The organism is Acetobacterium fimetarium, from assembly GCF_014284475.1.
GTDB lineage: Bacteria > Bacillota > Clostridia > Eubacteriales > Eubacteriaceae > Acetobacterium > Acetobacterium fimetarium.
Map to the genome: position 1 here is coordinate 1 of NZ_WJBC01000025.1, position 14,869 is coordinate 14,869.

Annotated in this window: 14 protein-coding genes; all 14 read left to right on the top strand. The window is 45.2% G+C overall.

The window, feature by feature from the left end; genetic code table 11:
• The first annotated feature begins 143 nt into the window (after positions 1 to 143).
• The 14 genes from GH808_RS12990 (at position 144) to GH808_RS13055 (ending at position 14,869) form a co-directional block, all read left to right on the top strand.
• Entirely contained in the window at positions 144 to 2,561 is a 2,418-nt protein-coding gene (locus GH808_RS12990; protein WP_186843220.1) for a GBS Bsp-like repeat-containing protein, read from the top strand.
• A gap of 222 nt (positions 2,562 to 2,783) precedes the next feature.
• Positions 2,784 to 4,217, top strand: coding sequence for a GBS Bsp-like repeat-containing protein (locus GH808_RS12995; protein WP_186843221.1), 1,434 nt, complete (start codon positions 2,784 to 2,786; stop codon positions 4,215 to 4,217).
• 523 nt (positions 4,218 to 4,740) lie between these two features.
• A complete protein-coding gene (locus GH808_RS13000) occupies positions 4,741 to 5,739 on the top strand; it encodes an ABC transporter substrate-binding protein (protein ID WP_186843222.1) in 999 nt (332 codons plus the stop codon).
• Positions 5,714 to 6,511, top strand: coding sequence for an ABC transporter permease (locus GH808_RS13005; RefSeq protein WP_186843223.1), 798 nt, complete (start codon positions 5,714 to 5,716; stop codon positions 6,509 to 6,511). The genes GH808_RS13000 and GH808_RS13005 overlap by 26 nt, the downstream gene beginning before the upstream one ends.
• Entirely contained in the window at positions 6,496 to 7,131 is a 636-nt protein-coding gene (locus GH808_RS13010; RefSeq protein WP_186843224.1) for an ABC transporter ATP-binding protein, read from the top strand. The genes GH808_RS13005 and GH808_RS13010 overlap by 16 nt, the downstream gene beginning before the upstream one ends.
• Positions 7,132 to 7,423: 292 nt before the next feature.
• The gene (locus GH808_RS13015) at positions 7,424 to 8,575 is read left to right on the top strand and encodes an SPFH domain-containing protein (protein ID WP_186843225.1); all 1,152 of its coding nucleotides are present in this window, start codon (positions 7,424 to 7,426) and stop codon (positions 8,573 to 8,575) included.
• 3 nt (positions 8,576 to 8,578) lie between these two features.
• A complete protein-coding gene (locus tag GH808_RS13020) occupies positions 8,579 to 9,316 on the top strand; it encodes a hypothetical protein (RefSeq protein ID WP_186843226.1) in 738 nt (245 codons plus the stop codon).
• 22 nt (positions 9,317 to 9,338) lie between these two features.
• Positions 9,339 to 9,752: a TM2 domain-containing protein gene (locus GH808_RS13025; RefSeq protein ID WP_186843227.1), complete on the top strand. Its 414-nt coding sequence runs from the start codon at positions 9,339 to 9,341 to the stop codon at positions 9,750 to 9,752.
• 232 nt (positions 9,753 to 9,984) lie between these two features.
• A complete protein-coding gene (locus GH808_RS13030; RefSeq protein ID WP_186843228.1) occupies positions 9,985 to 10,815 on the top strand; it encodes a Cof-type HAD-IIB family hydrolase in 831 nt (276 codons plus the stop codon).
• Positions 10,816 to 10,836: 21 nt separating this feature from the next.
• Positions 10,837 to 11,220, top strand: coding sequence for a RidA family protein (locus tag GH808_RS13035; protein ID WP_186843229.1), 384 nt, complete (start codon positions 10,837 to 10,839; stop codon positions 11,218 to 11,220).
• Positions 11,221 to 11,469: 249 nt separating this feature from the next.
• The gene (locus GH808_RS13040; RefSeq protein WP_186843230.1) at positions 11,470 to 12,120 is read left to right on the top strand and encodes a helix-turn-helix transcriptional regulator; all 651 of its coding nucleotides are present in this window, start codon (positions 11,470 to 11,472) and stop codon (positions 12,118 to 12,120) included.
• Positions 12,121 to 12,532: 412 nt separating this feature from the next.
• Positions 12,533 to 13,243 carry an isoprenyl transferase gene (locus tag GH808_RS13045; RefSeq protein WP_186843231.1) on the top strand — a complete coding sequence of 237 codons (711 nt, stop codon included), beginning with the start codon at positions 12,533 to 12,535 and terminating at the stop codon, positions 13,241 to 13,243.
• Positions 13,227 to 14,066, top strand: a complete 840-nt coding sequence (locus GH808_RS13050; RefSeq protein ID WP_243166220.1) for a phosphatidate cytidylyltransferase — start codon at positions 13,227 to 13,229, stop codon at positions 14,064 to 14,066. Before GH808_RS13045 ends, GH808_RS13050 begins: the two co-directional genes overlap by 17 nt.
• A gap of 8 nt (positions 14,067 to 14,074) precedes the next feature.
• Complete coding sequence (locus GH808_RS13055; protein ID WP_186843232.1) at positions 14,075 to 14,869, top strand: M50 family metallopeptidase; 795 nt, start codon at positions 14,075 to 14,077, stop codon at positions 14,867 to 14,869.

The following is a 14,869-nucleotide window of genomic DNA, read 5'->3' on the forward strand; positions in this document are numbered from 1 at the left end:
AGTTATACCTATTTTTAGCTATTCAGTACAAGATATAATGACTGTTCTGCACTTTTAGCTCTACTTAGCGAGGTAACTATTTAAATAAAAGCCTTAAAAATCAATGATTTGAGGCTTGACATTATAGGAAGGAAAGGGGAAAAATGAAAAATCGGTTTTCTAAAAGTTGGGGTTTATCGATTATTATGATTCTGATGATGGTTACTCTTTCTTTAACTGTGTCAGCACAAGGGATCAGCAGTGAAGAAGCGGGTAGTAGCAGTGGCGTGATGGCCGGAAATGTCATAACACGTGAAATGATGCCGGGAGACACGGCAACGGACACCGGGGCTGGGGATTCGGCTGCGGACACCATCAGAGTTGCGTCGGCCTTCACCCCCAGGACGACAGCGCCGGGCACCGATAATGGCTATTATTATGCCAACAATGTCTTTTATCAGTCCGGCTACGGGATGCCGAACTGCACCGCCTATGCCTGGGGAAGAGCCTACGAGATACTGGGAAGCCGGCCCAATTTGAGTACCGGCAACGCCAATCAATGGTGGGATTACAATTCAAGCAGAGGCATTTATTCCTCTGGGTCGACGCCGAAGGTGGGTGCAATCGCTTGCTTTAACGGCAGTTCCTGCGGACACGTGGCGATTGTCGAGGCAATTTCCGGAAACCGGGTTACCATTTCGGAATCGGCATGGAGCGGATTTCTATTTCGAACGTCCACTTACACCATCGGATCGGAAGACGCGGCATCCGTTGGCGGTTTTCAGGGGTATATTTATCTCGGTGATTTTTCTCAAGACAATCCTCCGGCTGCAGATACCACCCCGCCGGCCATAGCCAATGTGCAGATTACCGATGTCAATGCCGAAGGTTTCACCGTGAGCTGCAATGTTTCAGATGATTCCGGCATCGATCATGTGCTGTTCCCGACCTGGACGGATGCCAACGGTCAGGATGATCTGACCTGGCATGCCGGAACCGTCAATGGCAACACCGCTACCTGCCGGATTTTGTACAGCGAACACCATAACGAAAAAGGTGCTTACACGGTCCACATTTATGCCTATGACAAGAGCGGACTTTCTTCGGTCGCTCCGACCGGAACAACGATCGATTCAACCGCGCCGACAATCTCGGATGTGGAAATAATCAATCAGTCCGCGCTCGGCTATACTGTCAAATGCAACGTCAGTGATGAATCCGGAATCAACCGGGTGCAGTTTCCAACCTGGACCAATGCCAACGGTCAGGATGACATCGGCCTGACCTGGTATACGAGCATGACAACCAGCAGTGCCATCGAAGGCGATACTGTTATCTATACCGTCCGGGACTGGGACCATAATGGCGAACGGGGAGAGTATTTAACGCATATCTATGCCACTGATCAGTTTGGGAATTTTGCCTGCTATCCGATCAGTGTAAATGTGCAGAATTATGGCAGCATTGTCACCAAAGAAGTGCTCAACAGCCACAAGTATCTGCTGTTCAACGATGCGCTGACCTGGCCGGAAGCTGAAAGACAGGCTGAAGCCTTGGGCGGAACACTGGTGACGATCACGTCAGCGGAAGAACAGGCTTTGGTCAAAAATATGGTCAGCAATGCCGCACGGGACAATTATTTTATCGGCGGAACCGACGACGGTCAGGAGGGCAATTTCAGATGGGTTACCGGAGAACCCTTCGGCATGACGAAATGGTTGCCCGGACAGCCGGATAACAACAATGGCAATGAAAATTATCTCGAAATATTTAAAACCGGCTACTGGAATGACGTCCCCAGCACAAGAGTCAGCGGATACATCGTTGAAAAAGATCTGGGAGCCCTCAATATTGATTCATTCAGTACCGATAAAGGATCCGGCCAATATGCCAATACCATCATTGCCCTGACAGCGCAGGCAAGCGGCGAGAATCCCGCTTTTCAGTATAAATTCTACGCTCAGCAGGGAAACACGACAACGGTGCTACAGGAGTATTCCGAGATAAACACAGTGAATTTTAAACCGACCGCAGCCGGAACCTACACCCTGTTTGTGGATGTAAAAGACAGCGAAGGTCAGGTCCGGACAAAAAGCATTGACAGCTACGTCATCAGGGAAATGATCACCAGTTCCTACCGGACCCATATTCAGGATATCGGCTGGCAGGGATTTGTGTCCGATGGGATCTTGAGCGGAACCACCGGTGAGTCCAAACGCCTGGAAGGCATCGAAATCAAATTGAACAACCGGGGCTATAATGTCGGGGTGGAGTACTGCACCCATATTGAAAACATCGGCTGGCAGGATAAGAGAGCCAATGGCGTTATGAGTGGAACCGAGGCACAATCCCTGCGGCTGGAAGCCATCCGGATCAATCTGACGGGAGCTGAGGCCCAGAAATTCGATATCTATTACCGGGTTCATGCTGAAAATGTCGGCTGGATGGGCTGGGCGAAAAACGGCGATGCGGCCGGAACAGCGGGTTTCAGCTACCGCCTCGAAGCCATTGAAATTCAACTCGTTCCCGCCGGCGAAGCACCTCCCGGAACAACCGCCACACCTTATCTTGAAAATGTCTAGTTTAAAAACAGAGGCTTATTTGTAAAGCCTCTGTTTATTTTTTGCTATTTTCATCCAAAAAGTAATGATTTCATTGAAAAAAGCATCAAAAAGCAAAAAAATCTTGAGTTTGATCGAGCAGGTGGTATAATAAACAGGAAATAATAATTTTACAAATAATATACAAATATAATACGACTAAAAAAAGACAGATGTTGGCAAAGAATAAAACAGGAGGAAGAAATGAAAAACTGGTTTTTCAAAAGTTTAGGTTTATATACTGTGCTGATCATGGCGCTGCTGATTTTTCCAGCTAGCGTGCTGGCCGACGAAAATATTACGGCCCGTGAGATGCTTCCGGGGGATGTTGCCGCGGGAAGCATCAAGCTGAATACAGCCGATCAGGGAAGTATAAAAACTTCTGAAAGCATCGAAGTTTCATCCTCTTTCACCCCGCGGTTGACAGCACCGACCAGGGATAATACCTACTACTACGAAAATAATATTTACTATCTGAACGGTTACGGCATGCCGAACTGCACCGCCTATGCCTGGGGAAGAGCCTACGAGCTGCTGGGCAGCGAGCCCAATTTAAGCCATTACAATGCCAATCAATGGTGGGGTTACAATCAGGACAACGGCATCTATACTTACGGGGATACGCCAAAACTGGGCGCAATCGCCTGCTGGGGCGGCAGTGAATGCGGACATGTGGCAGTTGTCGAAAGTATTTCGGGCGATCAGGTCACTATTTCGGAATCAAGCTGGAGTGGCAGTCTGTTTGAAAACAACACCTATACAATCGGTTCGGAAAACGCGACATCGGTCGGTGGATTCCAGGGATATATCTATATCGGAGAATTTGTCAATGATTCCACACCGCCGGCACTGAGCAACGTACAAATTAAAAACATCGATGAAGAAGGTTTTACAGTAACCTGCAATGTTGCCGATGCTGAATCAGGTATCGATTCGGTGATGTTTCCGACCTGGACGGATATTAACGGACAGGATGATATCATCTGGCATCAGGGAAGCGTCGATGGCAATACCGCTTCATGCCGAATTCTGTATAGCAACCATAATAATGAAAGAGGCGCCTATACGGTTCATATCTATGCCTACAACCGGGGCGGGCTCAGTTCAATAGCTGCCACTGCAACGACCATCGATTCAAACACTTCCGGAAAAACGGATGATGTCCCAGACAAAAGCATTGCCTGTTCCTATCAGACACAAATTCAGGATATCGGCTGGCAGGGCGTAAAAAAGGCCGGTGAGATCAGCGGCACTTTCGGTGAATCGAAACGGCTGGAAGCGATCAAGATCAATCTGGACAGTCACGGATATGATATCGGTGTACAGTATCGTACCCATATTGAAAACATCGGCTGGCAGGAACCGGTAAAAAGTGGAGAAATGAGCGGAACCGAGGGACAAGCTCTGCGACTGGAAGCCATTAAAATTAGCTTAACCGGCGCTGATGCCGACAAATTCGATATTTATTATCGGGTTCATGCCGAGAACTTCGGCTGGCTGGACTGGGCAAAAAATGGTCAGGAATCCGGAACCGCCGGCTTCGGCTACCGCCTCGAAGCCATCGAGATTCAGGTCCTGCCAAAAGGCAGCGCAGCCCCGGGAGCTACCACACAACCCTATGTTGAAAATGTTGTATAAGCAATAGTTACAGTTGAAAATTTGAATTTTCGAGTTGAACTTGTGAATAAAATAATAACGTAGTACCGACAATTATTACATCGTGTTGGTTGCATCAGAACGGACATCTCGTAGAGTGTCCGAGCTTGCGCGAAGGCAACGAGCCAATCACAAGTGAGCTTGTAGTTGGCGACTGCCCGCGACCAATGCGAAAGGAGCTTAGCGGATTTCGCATGGGCAGCAACCAACTGATTAACAATTGGTCGGTACGGGTTTGGCGTAAATCTGAGGTGGAAAATTAAAATTTTCCACCTCTTTTTTCTTTTCATTCAATTCATTTCATGTTAGAATGAATTCAATTAAATCTGATACCGTTTACCTGACAGAAAAGGAGTTCTGATTTGGAAGGGACGCGTTCAAAATTAAAAGCCTGTACCAACAGGTGATTTTGCGTCGTCTTCCTGCTCTGAAACAGGAAGTTTTTTATTGCAAAATAATGATAAAATCTGAACGGAAAACTGTATCAAAAATTAGGAGAAAGAGGATGAAGAAGAAAATGAAAAACAAAAAATGGATGGCATTACTTGGATGTTTACTGGTATTCTGCTTTGGTCTGACCGCCTGCCAGTCAAAACCGGCCGAACCGCAGACTGTTAAAGTCGCCACGCTGGCCGGTCCAACCGGCATGGGAATGGCACAGATGGTTGTAAACGGAGTGGACCTGGGAGAAAATGTAACCACAGAATTCACCGTATCCGGCGCACCGGACCAGGTAACAGCCGGCGTCATCAGCGGTGATTATCAGATCGCAGCGCTGCCGACGAATGCAGCTTCAGTTTTATACAATAAAACCGAAGGTAAAGTGATTCTGGGTGCGGTCAACACATTAGGCGTGCTTTATGTTGTGGCCGATCAGTCCGAGGGAATTACCACATTTGCCGATCTCAAAGGAAAAACAATTGTTGCCAGCGGTCAGGGTTCAACCCCGGAATATGTGCTGAATTATCTGCTGCAGAAGAGTGGCCTGACACCGGGAGTGGATGTCACCATCAACTGGGTAGCGGAACACAGCGAAGCGGTTACCCAGTTGGTATCCGGTGCCGCAACCGTGGCAATGATACCGGAACCCTTTGTGACCACGGTTGAATCCAAGAAAGCAAATATCATCACGGCTATTGACGTGACCAAAGCATGGGAAGCTGCCAACAACGGCTCCAAGCTGGCAATGGGTTGTCTGGTTGTGAACAAAGAATGGGCCGAAGCCAATCCGAAACTGGTTGAGAAATTTATGACGGCCTATCAGGAATCAGTTAAAAATGTCAACGAGAATCCGGCCGAAGGTGCCAAGAATATCGTGACCGCTGGTATCATGGCTGACGCAACACTGGCAGAAAAAGCAATTCCAAACTGTAATATCGTTTATATTTCTGCTGCCGATGCCAAAAAATCATTAAGCGAATATTACAATATATTAGCCGGGTTTGAACCAAAAGCCATTGGAGGGAAAGTTCCTGCAGATGATTTCTACGAAATTGGGAAATAAGCAAATAAAAACATTAAAAATAATAGGGAAAAAAATAGGAGTGGCCCTTTTCTGGCTGCTCCTATGGGCCATGGCAGCATGGTGGGTCGACAGCTCACTGGTGCTGCCATCGCCAATTGATACCCTGAAAGGGATTGCAACCCTGGCAGGGGATGCTGAGTTTTTTGTCAGCATCGGCGTGACTTTGCTGCGGGTGTTTGGCGGTGTCTTCATATCCGTCGCGCTGGGCATCTTTCTCGGCCTGATCGGAGGGCTCAACGCGCCTTTCTACGAATTCATGAATCCCTTTGTCAGCATCATCAAATCATTGCCGGTGGTATCGGTCATCATTCTGATCAATTTATGGATTGCCTCAGGGATCGTTCCCCTCGTGGTCACTTTCCTGATCTGTTTTCCGGTTACCTGGACGAACGTGGTGCAGGGAGTCCATGCTACCGACGAAAAACTCCTGCAGATGGCAAAAGTCTACAATGTTGCCAAAATGAGAATTGTTAAAGATATCTACATCCCCTCGGTAAAACCCTATGCCGTTTCAGCTCTGATGAACGCTATCGGGTTGGGCTGGAAGGTGACGGTTACTGCTGAGGTCCTGGCCAATGCGCTTCCTTCAGTGGGGATGAATCTCTATTATTCAAAGATCTATCTGGACACGGATCTGCTGTTTTCATGGACATTCGTCATCGTCATGTGCAGCTATATCATTGAAAAAGTAACGTTGTTTATGATTGAGCGCAATAAAAGAAAGGGAGCTGATCAATGTCAATTATCATAAAAAATTTGCGGAAAGCCTATGGCGATCAAATTATCTTTGACGATTTCAGCCTGATCCTCGAAAAGAATAAAATAACTGGGATCTTAGGACCGTCAGGCTCGGGAAAGACGACCCTGCTCAACCTCTGCAGTGGATTGGATCAGCCCGACGGGGGAACGATTGAAGGAATCAATTTGTCATCCATCTCCTATATTTTTCAGGAACCCCGTCTGTTGCCATGGCGCACCATCCGTGAAAACCTGCGCTTTGTGTTCAAAGACCAAGCCGTCAAGCGAAACGGTGCTCACGACCAAGAGATCGATGCGATGTTAAAACTGGTGGGGTTGGAAACCGTCGGGGATTATTATCCTCAGGAACTCAGCGGCGGCATGCGCCAGCGGGTTGCCATTGCCCGGGCCTTTCTTTATCCATCCGAGCTGCTGTTGATGGACGAGCCGTTCAGCAGTCTGGATCTGGCGCTGAAAAACAAACTGATGGGAGATTTCCTGAATATCTGGGAAAAGGATAAACGCACCGTGATTTTTGTCAGCCACAACCAGGACGAAATCAACCGATTATCCCACGAGATTCTGACTTTTTCTGATAAACCGGTGCGAATTCTAAGAAGAGAAACAATTTGAATTGAAGTAAAGGCAATGAGCAAAAGGATTGCAGAATGTAGATGGGGATAAAAGATATCATTTCACGGATTCATTTATTTGAAAAATAGGGCTTGTAGCGAATAAGTGTTGATCATTAGCCACATATTAAGCTTGATTTTCATTTTTTTATTTGGTAGAATGTAAAAGTAAATTTGAAAAGAAAAATTGACATAGAAATAGTAAATTTAATATTTCTCATCGATTCAAGAAAAGACAGGAAGTAAATTAAATTAGGGTCTGGTTACATAATAAATTTCGGAGGAATTGACCAATGGCAATAATAGATCGAATTAAATTTGATGGAATGAGAAACAACAATGAATGGCTTGTATATCGCTATCCAGGAGAACAATTTACAACTGGTAGTCAGCTTATTGTCGGCGAAGGACAGGTTGCCGTTTTTGTTAGGGGCGGTCAAGCTTTAGATTACTTCACTGCAGGAACATACACATTGTCCACTTCAAACATACCACTTTTACATCACATCATTAATTTGCCGTTTGGGGGTAAAACTCCTTTTACCGCAGAAGTTTATTATATTAATAAGACATCAAAGTTGGAGATAAACTGGGGAACCGTAGATCCTATTCAGTTAATTGATCCTAAATATCATATAAAACTCAGAATACGTGCTTTCGGGCAATTTGGTATGAAAGTTGATGATTACAGGGTACTGTTGACCGAATTGATCGGTTCAATGCCTCCATATGAAGCCGTTAATTATAAAAAAATGCTTAATTATTTCAAAGGTATTCTGGTCATGAAGACGAAGTCTCTCATTGCCCAGACCATCATAAATAATAAGGTATCAGCACTCGAAATCTCCGCATCCATTGATGAAATTTCAAAATTCTGTAAAGATGAAATTAGCAGTGAATTTGAACGTTTTGGTTTAAAGGTTGTTAATTTTTATATTCAATCCATTAATTTTCCGGACGAAGATTTTGCGGAAATAAATAAAATATTAAGTGAAAAAGCATCCTTCGATATTATCGGGGATCAAAGATATGTCACGAAAAGATCCTTCGATACAATGGAAACTGCAGCTGGAAATGAAGGCGGAGTCGCGGGAACAATGGTCGGAACAGGAGTTGGCCTTGGTGTGGGTTTTGGCGTTGGCGGAGCTGTAGCTGGTATTGCATCAAACATGACAACCGCAGTGCCACAACAGGCACGAAACAAGTGTTCAAAATGTGGAAAAGAAAATGCTGATGGGGTTCTGTTTTGCGGTGAGTGTGGAAATAGAATAGCACCAATGACAATTAAATGTGCGAAATGCGGAGAAGAAGTTCCGGAAAACAGTAAATTCTGCGTCTTTTGTGGAGCGAGTATGATCGAAAAGCTGATCTGCAAGAATTGCGGGGCCGAGAATGAAACGGGCACAAAATTTTGCAGAGAATGCGGAACGAAAATGGAGGCCTGATCCATGAAAAATAATAGCACAAGCATCTTGTTAAAAGGTATTGCATTATTGATTTTAGATATGATTACATGCATGCTCGTTTTTTCAGTATGGGCATTAATAAATATTAGCTTATTTCCATGGTCTTTTACCGCAATATTAGTTTCGTTGGCGTTGGTAAATATAGTCGTTTTGATTTCTGGAAAATGTATTGAATTATTTGGAACAGCGATGACGGCTTCATTATTGATGAGCACGGTTTTATACTATCTCTTTGTGATGATTTTCACTGGGCTGAATTATATTACCATATCTCCCAAGTGGTATATCGTCATATTTTTGATAACAACACTTGTTTATGCTTTTATTGTTCTGGGATTATATAGTTCTGGAGTAAATAAAAGTAAAGACATGATCAAACATGGCATCGAGCAAGGAAAAGTGCAAAACGTTAAGCTGCAATTAATTGAAATCAAAAAAAATATTATGAGTACCATTAATTTCATGACGAAAGAAAACCATGCAAAAATGGTTGAAGCATTTGACAGTATGAATGAGCGATTAAATGCATCGACTCCCTTTGGCAGGACGAATAAAACAGTAATATTAGATTATGAAGATCAGATCCATGCAAAATTGACATCAATTAATGAGGACATACTTTTATTGAATGCCTCAAATGATGAAACAGGTAAATCTATTACAGAAGCGTTAATGGATGTGAAAGCATTAATTATATACCGCGAAAAGCTGATGAGCTGATTAGGATAAAGGAGACGATAAAATGGCAAATGCTGAAACGAAGAATTGTACTCAATGTGGTGCACCAATCGATGTAACTGCGTCGAGTTGTAAATATTGTGGGGCAGAGACGGTGATATCGCCACAATATGTTGTAACCCCGCCCCAACCACAATATACACAGCCACAACCGCCACCACAACAAGCGTATCAGGAACAACAGACATACTATCAACCGGCTACTTCGGGAAAAAGCAAGGTTGTAGCAGGCATACTGGCGATCTTTCTTGGCGGGCTTGGTGTGCACAAATTCTATCTGGGAAAAATAGGGTGGGGCATTTTGTACTTGGTATTTTGTTGGACATATATTCCTGAGATTATTGGAGTTATTGAAGGAATTATTTACTTGACATCAAGTGACGAAAAATTTGAAGCACAATATGCGAGCAACAGGTAAATTACAGTTGAATTATTGGAAATATGATTGTGACAAGAATTGAATTTTGAATGAAGCTCTCAGAATTGTTTGGAGCTTCTTTTTTTCAGAAATTATTAACTTTGTAAAGGCTTAACTAATGAAAAGCCTTTTTTTTTATGATAAACTTAGCATAGATAATTGCGTAACGCATTAAGCATAAACTTGGTTTCAAAAGAGAAACGTGAAAAATAAAAAAAGATTGGAACAGAAAATGGATATAAAACTAATTGCGCTCGATATGGACGGAACCACCCTGCAGAAGGACTATATGTCGATTTCCGAAAGAACGGAAAAGGTGCTGAAAGAGGCCATCGCCAGGGGCATTCATGTGGTTCCGTCAACCGGAAGAATCCTCGGACAACTGCCGGATTCGATTGTCCGCATCCCGGGCATTCACTATGCCGTCACTTCGAATGGTGCGGCCGTCATGAATTTGCAAACCGGTGAGGCAATCAGCAATAATTTCATTGGCGCCGGAAGTGTGATCAAGATTGTCCGCACCCTGGCACGCCGCGGCCTATTCTGTGAAGTTTATTATCAGGGATACTCCTACAGCAACAACCGGTATCTGGAAAAAGTCGAAAGAATCGAAGATTTTCCGCCAGATCTGCTTAACTTTATTCAGTATAAATCGAAACAGGTGGAGGACGTGCTGGCATTCACGCTGGAGCACGCGGCGGAAATTGAGAAAATCAATATTCCGTTACTGAACGATCAGACTCACCGCAACCTCTGGCAGAAATTTTCACAAATTCACGGCGTGACATTAACGAAAGCCGTGGCCGGCAACATTGAAATCAATCACCGCCTGGCCAACAAGGGCGACGGGCTGAAACAGCTGTGCAAACAACTGAAGCTGGAACCAAAGCACGTCATGGCGATCGGCGACAGCGACAACGATCTGCGGATGATTGAATTTGCCGGTCTCGGCGTCGCCATGGGCAACGCACCGGATGAGGTCAAGGCACTGGCAAACCGCGTCACCCTGCCCTTCGACCAGGACGGCGTCGCCCACGCCATCGAAAAGTATGCCCTGGCATAACAAAAAAAAGGAGAAAATAAAATGAACAAAAAAGCAATCAATGCAGAAAAAGCACCCGCAGCAGTAGGCCCCTATTCCCATGCCTATCTGGCTGGAGAAACCCTTTATTTATCAGGACAACTGGGACTGAACCCGGAAACCGGCATCTTGGAAGAAGGGGTGGCAGCACAGGCCCAAAGAGGACTAAACAACCTGGCCAATATTCTGGAAAGCGCCGGCCTGAGCCGAAAAGACATTGTCAAGACAACGATCTTTCTGGCCGACATGAATGATTTCGCAGCCGTCAACACCATCTACGCCGATTTCTTCAAAGACCAGAACGAATATCCGGCCCGCTCCTGCGTCCAAGTCGCCGCCCTGCCCAAAGCCGCCCTGTTCGAAATCGAAGCCATCGCGGTCCGTTAATTGCGTAGTTTTTTAAAGCACTAACGCAGTACCGACAATTGTTACATCGTGTTGGTTGCATCAGAGCGGACATCTCGAAGAGTGTCCGATTTTCGCGAAAGCAACGAGCCAATCACAAGCTTGCTTGTAGTTGGCGACTGCTCGCGACCTACACGAAAGTAGCGTAGCGGATTTCGTGTGGCGCAGCAACCAACTGATTAACAATTGGTCGGTACGGGTTTATCAAGAAAAAGTAAGAGAGGATAAATAGTGAATAAAAAACTGGAGACCTACATCACTCTGGTAGATTTTTTAGCAGATTTTATGGGAGAGAATACCGAAGTAGTTCTTCACGATCTGACCGATTGGCAGCATTCTGTTGTCGCCATCCGCAATGGCCATATCAGCGGACGACAAGTTGGGGCACCCATTACAGAAAGCTCATTGAGAATACTGCGAAGTGAAATGCACAAAAAAGCGCCATATATGTACAACGAGCACAATAAATCCCAAAATGGCGAAACCATGAAGTCTGCTTCATGGTTTATCAAAGACGAAAATGAAACCCTGATTGGCATGATTTGCATCAATTCGGACTGCCACGAGCTGATTGCCGCCCGAAACATTTTAAATAAAATGATCAAACCACCGATCATGGAGAAAGACAAAGATGAAAAAGGGCCGGATAAGATCAATATCGATGTGAAAGTGCTGGTTGACAACAACCTGGATCATGTCGGCAACAGTTTATCCAAACGAATCAGAACCCTGTCAAAGGATGAGAAGGTGGAAATTTCGGGTAAGCTCGAAGAAATGGGAACCTTCACCGTTAAAGGAACCATCTGGTATCTGGCCAACAGCATGGGCGTGTCCGTGCCCACCCTGTACCGCTATATCGCCGCGGCCAAAAAACAACAATAGGCTATTGGCAGTCAGGTTGTCGAGAAGCTGCCGTACCGACCAATTGTTAATCAGTTGGTTGCTGCAGAATCGAACGAAACTACCGTTTACAGAGCGGCCGGGATTCACGAAATCATTTCTACACTGTACAGCGGACAGTTCTTTGAACTGTTCGCCTACACGTTACGAAATGGTTTGTGATTCCCGTACACTCTGCTCATTATGTTCGTACTGTCTAAAACACGATGTAACAATTGTCGGTACTGCGTCAGATTGATTAAAATCAAGTCTTAAATGAATCTTGTTTTCTGGTATAAAACGGGATGGAATTTACAAATTGCGGAAAATAGCATATAATATCTTAAGGAAAAAATAACAAGACAACAAGAATGCTAACAACAGTCAGCAAATACGAAAGAGATAGAGGTGCAATATGACAAGTCAGTTAAACCAAGACAATCTGCCTGAGCATATAGCCATAATCATGGATGGAAATGGCCGCTGGGCGAAAGCAAAAAATCGTCCGCGTTTATTTGGTCATAACGCCGGAATGAAAACACTAAAGAAAATTGTCAGGGCATCTTCCGATGCGGGAATAAAAATACTGACCGTTTACGCGTTCTCAACCGAAAACTGGAAGCGTAGCAAAGAAGAAGTTGACGGTTTAATGAACATTGCAATCGAATATTTCAAAAAAGAAATTGGTGAACTGCACCAGAATAATGTCAAAGTCAATGTCATCGGAAATTTGGCTGGACTCAACACCAAGGTGCGAGCAGCGGCTGAAAATGCGATGGTCATCACAGCCCAAAATACCGGCCTGACACTCAATATTGCTTTAAATTATGGTGGCCGGGACGATATTGTTTTCGCGGTCAAAGAACTGATCAGAGCGGGCGTCTCAGCTGACGAAGTAACCGAGCAGAGCATCAATGATCACCTTTATACCAAAGGGCAGCCGGACCCGGATTTGCTCATCCGTACCGGTGGGGAAAGCCGATACAGTAATTTCATGCTGTGGCAGGTTGCCTATACGGAGCTGGCCTTCACGGATATCTACTGGCCGGATTTTGAAGTGGAAAAATACTACGAGATTATTCAAAACTATCAAAAGAGGGATCGACGTTATGGATCGGTCAAGTAGAAGGCGCGAAAAGAACTCGATGAAGGCCCGCATCTGGACAGCCGTCGTTGGCGTTCCGCTGCTTGTTCTGGTGATGTATTTCGGCGGATTTATGCTGGTGATCGGCGTTTCTTTTCTGACGCTTGCCGGCATCCTGGAATACACAACCGCAATTAATCGGTTGATTCGGCCCAAAATAAACGTCCTGTTCATGATCATTCTGGCAGCGGTGCTGGTGGTTACCATCAAGCTCGACTATTATTCGGTCATGCCGGTACTGCTGATTGAGTTCATCGCGATATTCTGTTACGAAATATTATCCGGAAACGTCGGCATCACGCGGGGCAGTGCCACATTGCTGGGACTGGTCTATGTGCCGGTGTTATTTGGTCATCTCTTTATGTTTGAAACCATCAACAACGGCATTTTCTATCTCTGGATGATTTTTGTCATTGCGTTTTCAACCGATACGGCGGCCTATTTTGTCGGAAAAACCTTGGGGAAAAAGAAAATCGCACCCAAAATAAGCCCCAAAAAAACCGTAGCCGGTACGATCGGCGGCATTATCGCCGCGGCACTCTGCATGGTTCTGTACGGATCTGTTTTGGGCAGCTATTTCGATTTTGTGCTGCCGTGGTATCTCTATGTCGGCGTCGGAATTCTCGGAAGCATTGCCGGTCAATGCGGCGACTTCACCGCATCAATGATTAAAAGACAAGCTAAAATTAAAGACTACAGTCAAATTTTACCTGGTCATGGGGGCATCCTGGACCGTTTTGACAGCATCCTGTTTATCATCCCGCTAATTTATATTTTTGCCAAATTAACAATTGGAATTGCATAGGTGAAATTTTGAATATCATATCGATACTGATTACCATATTAATAATCTGTGTTTTGGTCATTGTTCATGAACTGGGACATTTTTTTGTTGCGAAAAGAAATGATGTCTTCATCGAAGAGTTTGCCATCGGCATGGGACCAAAACTGTACAGCCGCCAGGGAAAAGAGACCCTGTTTACCATTCGGGCTTTTCCCGTCGGCGGATTCTGCCGGATGCGGGGGGAAGAGCCTGAGTTTGACGAGGACGGCGAACTGATTCCCAGAGATCCCAGCCTGCCCGTTGATCCCAGAAGCTATGAAGCTAAAAATCAGGGACAGAAATTAGCTATCCTGGTGGCCGGTTCAGCGATGAACATCATTTTTGCCATCGTTGCTTTAGTGGTGGTGGCGCTGTTTACCGGGCACACCAATATTTTTGATGCCGTTGTAACCGCTTTTTACAATACCGGACGGTTTGCCGGGCTGATCTTTCAGTCCTTTGCGATGCTGTTTACCGGTGAAGTCGGTTTTAACGATGTGGCTGGCCCCATCGGCATGGTCTCGATGGTCGGCAGCTTTTTGGATAGCGGTGTGATTATCCTGCTGGCATTCACCGCAATGCTCAGCGTCAATTTGGGCGTCATCAATCTGTTCCCGATTCCGGCACTGGACGGCGGTCGGATTTTTATTATTCTGATCGAGCTGGTGACCCGCAGAAAATTCAGCCCGAAAACAGAAAATATGATAAATTTTATCGGATTCATGCTGTTGATCGCGTTGATGATCATCATTGCCGTCAATGATGTGATGCGGTTGGCAGCCTAG

Bases quoted from the DNA above. Each gene is read 5' to 3' on its own strand.
- GH808_RS12990 (WP_186843220.1), top strand. From the start codon at position 144: ATGAAAAATCGGTTTTCTAAAAGTTGGGGTTTATCGATTATTATGATT.
- GH808_RS12995 (WP_186843221.1), top strand. From the start codon at position 2,784: ATGAAAAACTGGTTTTTCAAAAGTTTAGGTTTATATACTGTGCTGATC.
- GH808_RS13000 (WP_186843222.1), top strand. From the start codon at position 4,741: ATGAAGAAGAAAATGAAAAACAAAAAATGGATGGCATTACTTGGATGT.
- GH808_RS13005 (WP_186843223.1), top strand. From the start codon at position 5,714: ATGATTTCTACGAAATTGGGAAATAAGCAAATAAAAACATTAAAAATA.
- GH808_RS13010 (WP_186843224.1), top strand. From the start codon at position 6,496: ATGTCAATTATCATAAAAAATTTGCGGAAAGCCTATGGCGATCAAATT.
- GH808_RS13015 (WP_186843225.1), top strand. From the start codon at position 7,424: ATGGCAATAATAGATCGAATTAAATTTGATGGAATGAGAAACAACAAT.
- GH808_RS13020 (WP_186843226.1), top strand. From the start codon at position 8,579: ATGAAAAATAATAGCACAAGCATCTTGTTAAAAGGTATTGCATTATTG.
- GH808_RS13025 (WP_186843227.1), top strand. From the start codon at position 9,339: ATGGCAAATGCTGAAACGAAGAATTGTACTCAATGTGGTGCACCAATC.
- GH808_RS13030 (WP_186843228.1), top strand. From the start codon at position 9,985: ATGGATATAAAACTAATTGCGCTCGATATGGACGGAACCACCCTGCAG.
- GH808_RS13035 (WP_186843229.1), top strand. From the start codon at position 10,837: ATGAACAAAAAAGCAATCAATGCAGAAAAAGCACCCGCAGCAGTAGGC.
- GH808_RS13045 (WP_186843231.1), top strand. From the start codon at position 12,533: ATGACAAGTCAGTTAAACCAAGACAATCTGCCTGAGCATATAGCCATA.
- GH808_RS13050 (WP_243166220.1), top strand. From the start codon at position 13,227: ATGGATCGGTCAAGTAGAAGGCGCGAAAAGAACTCGATGAAGGCCCGC.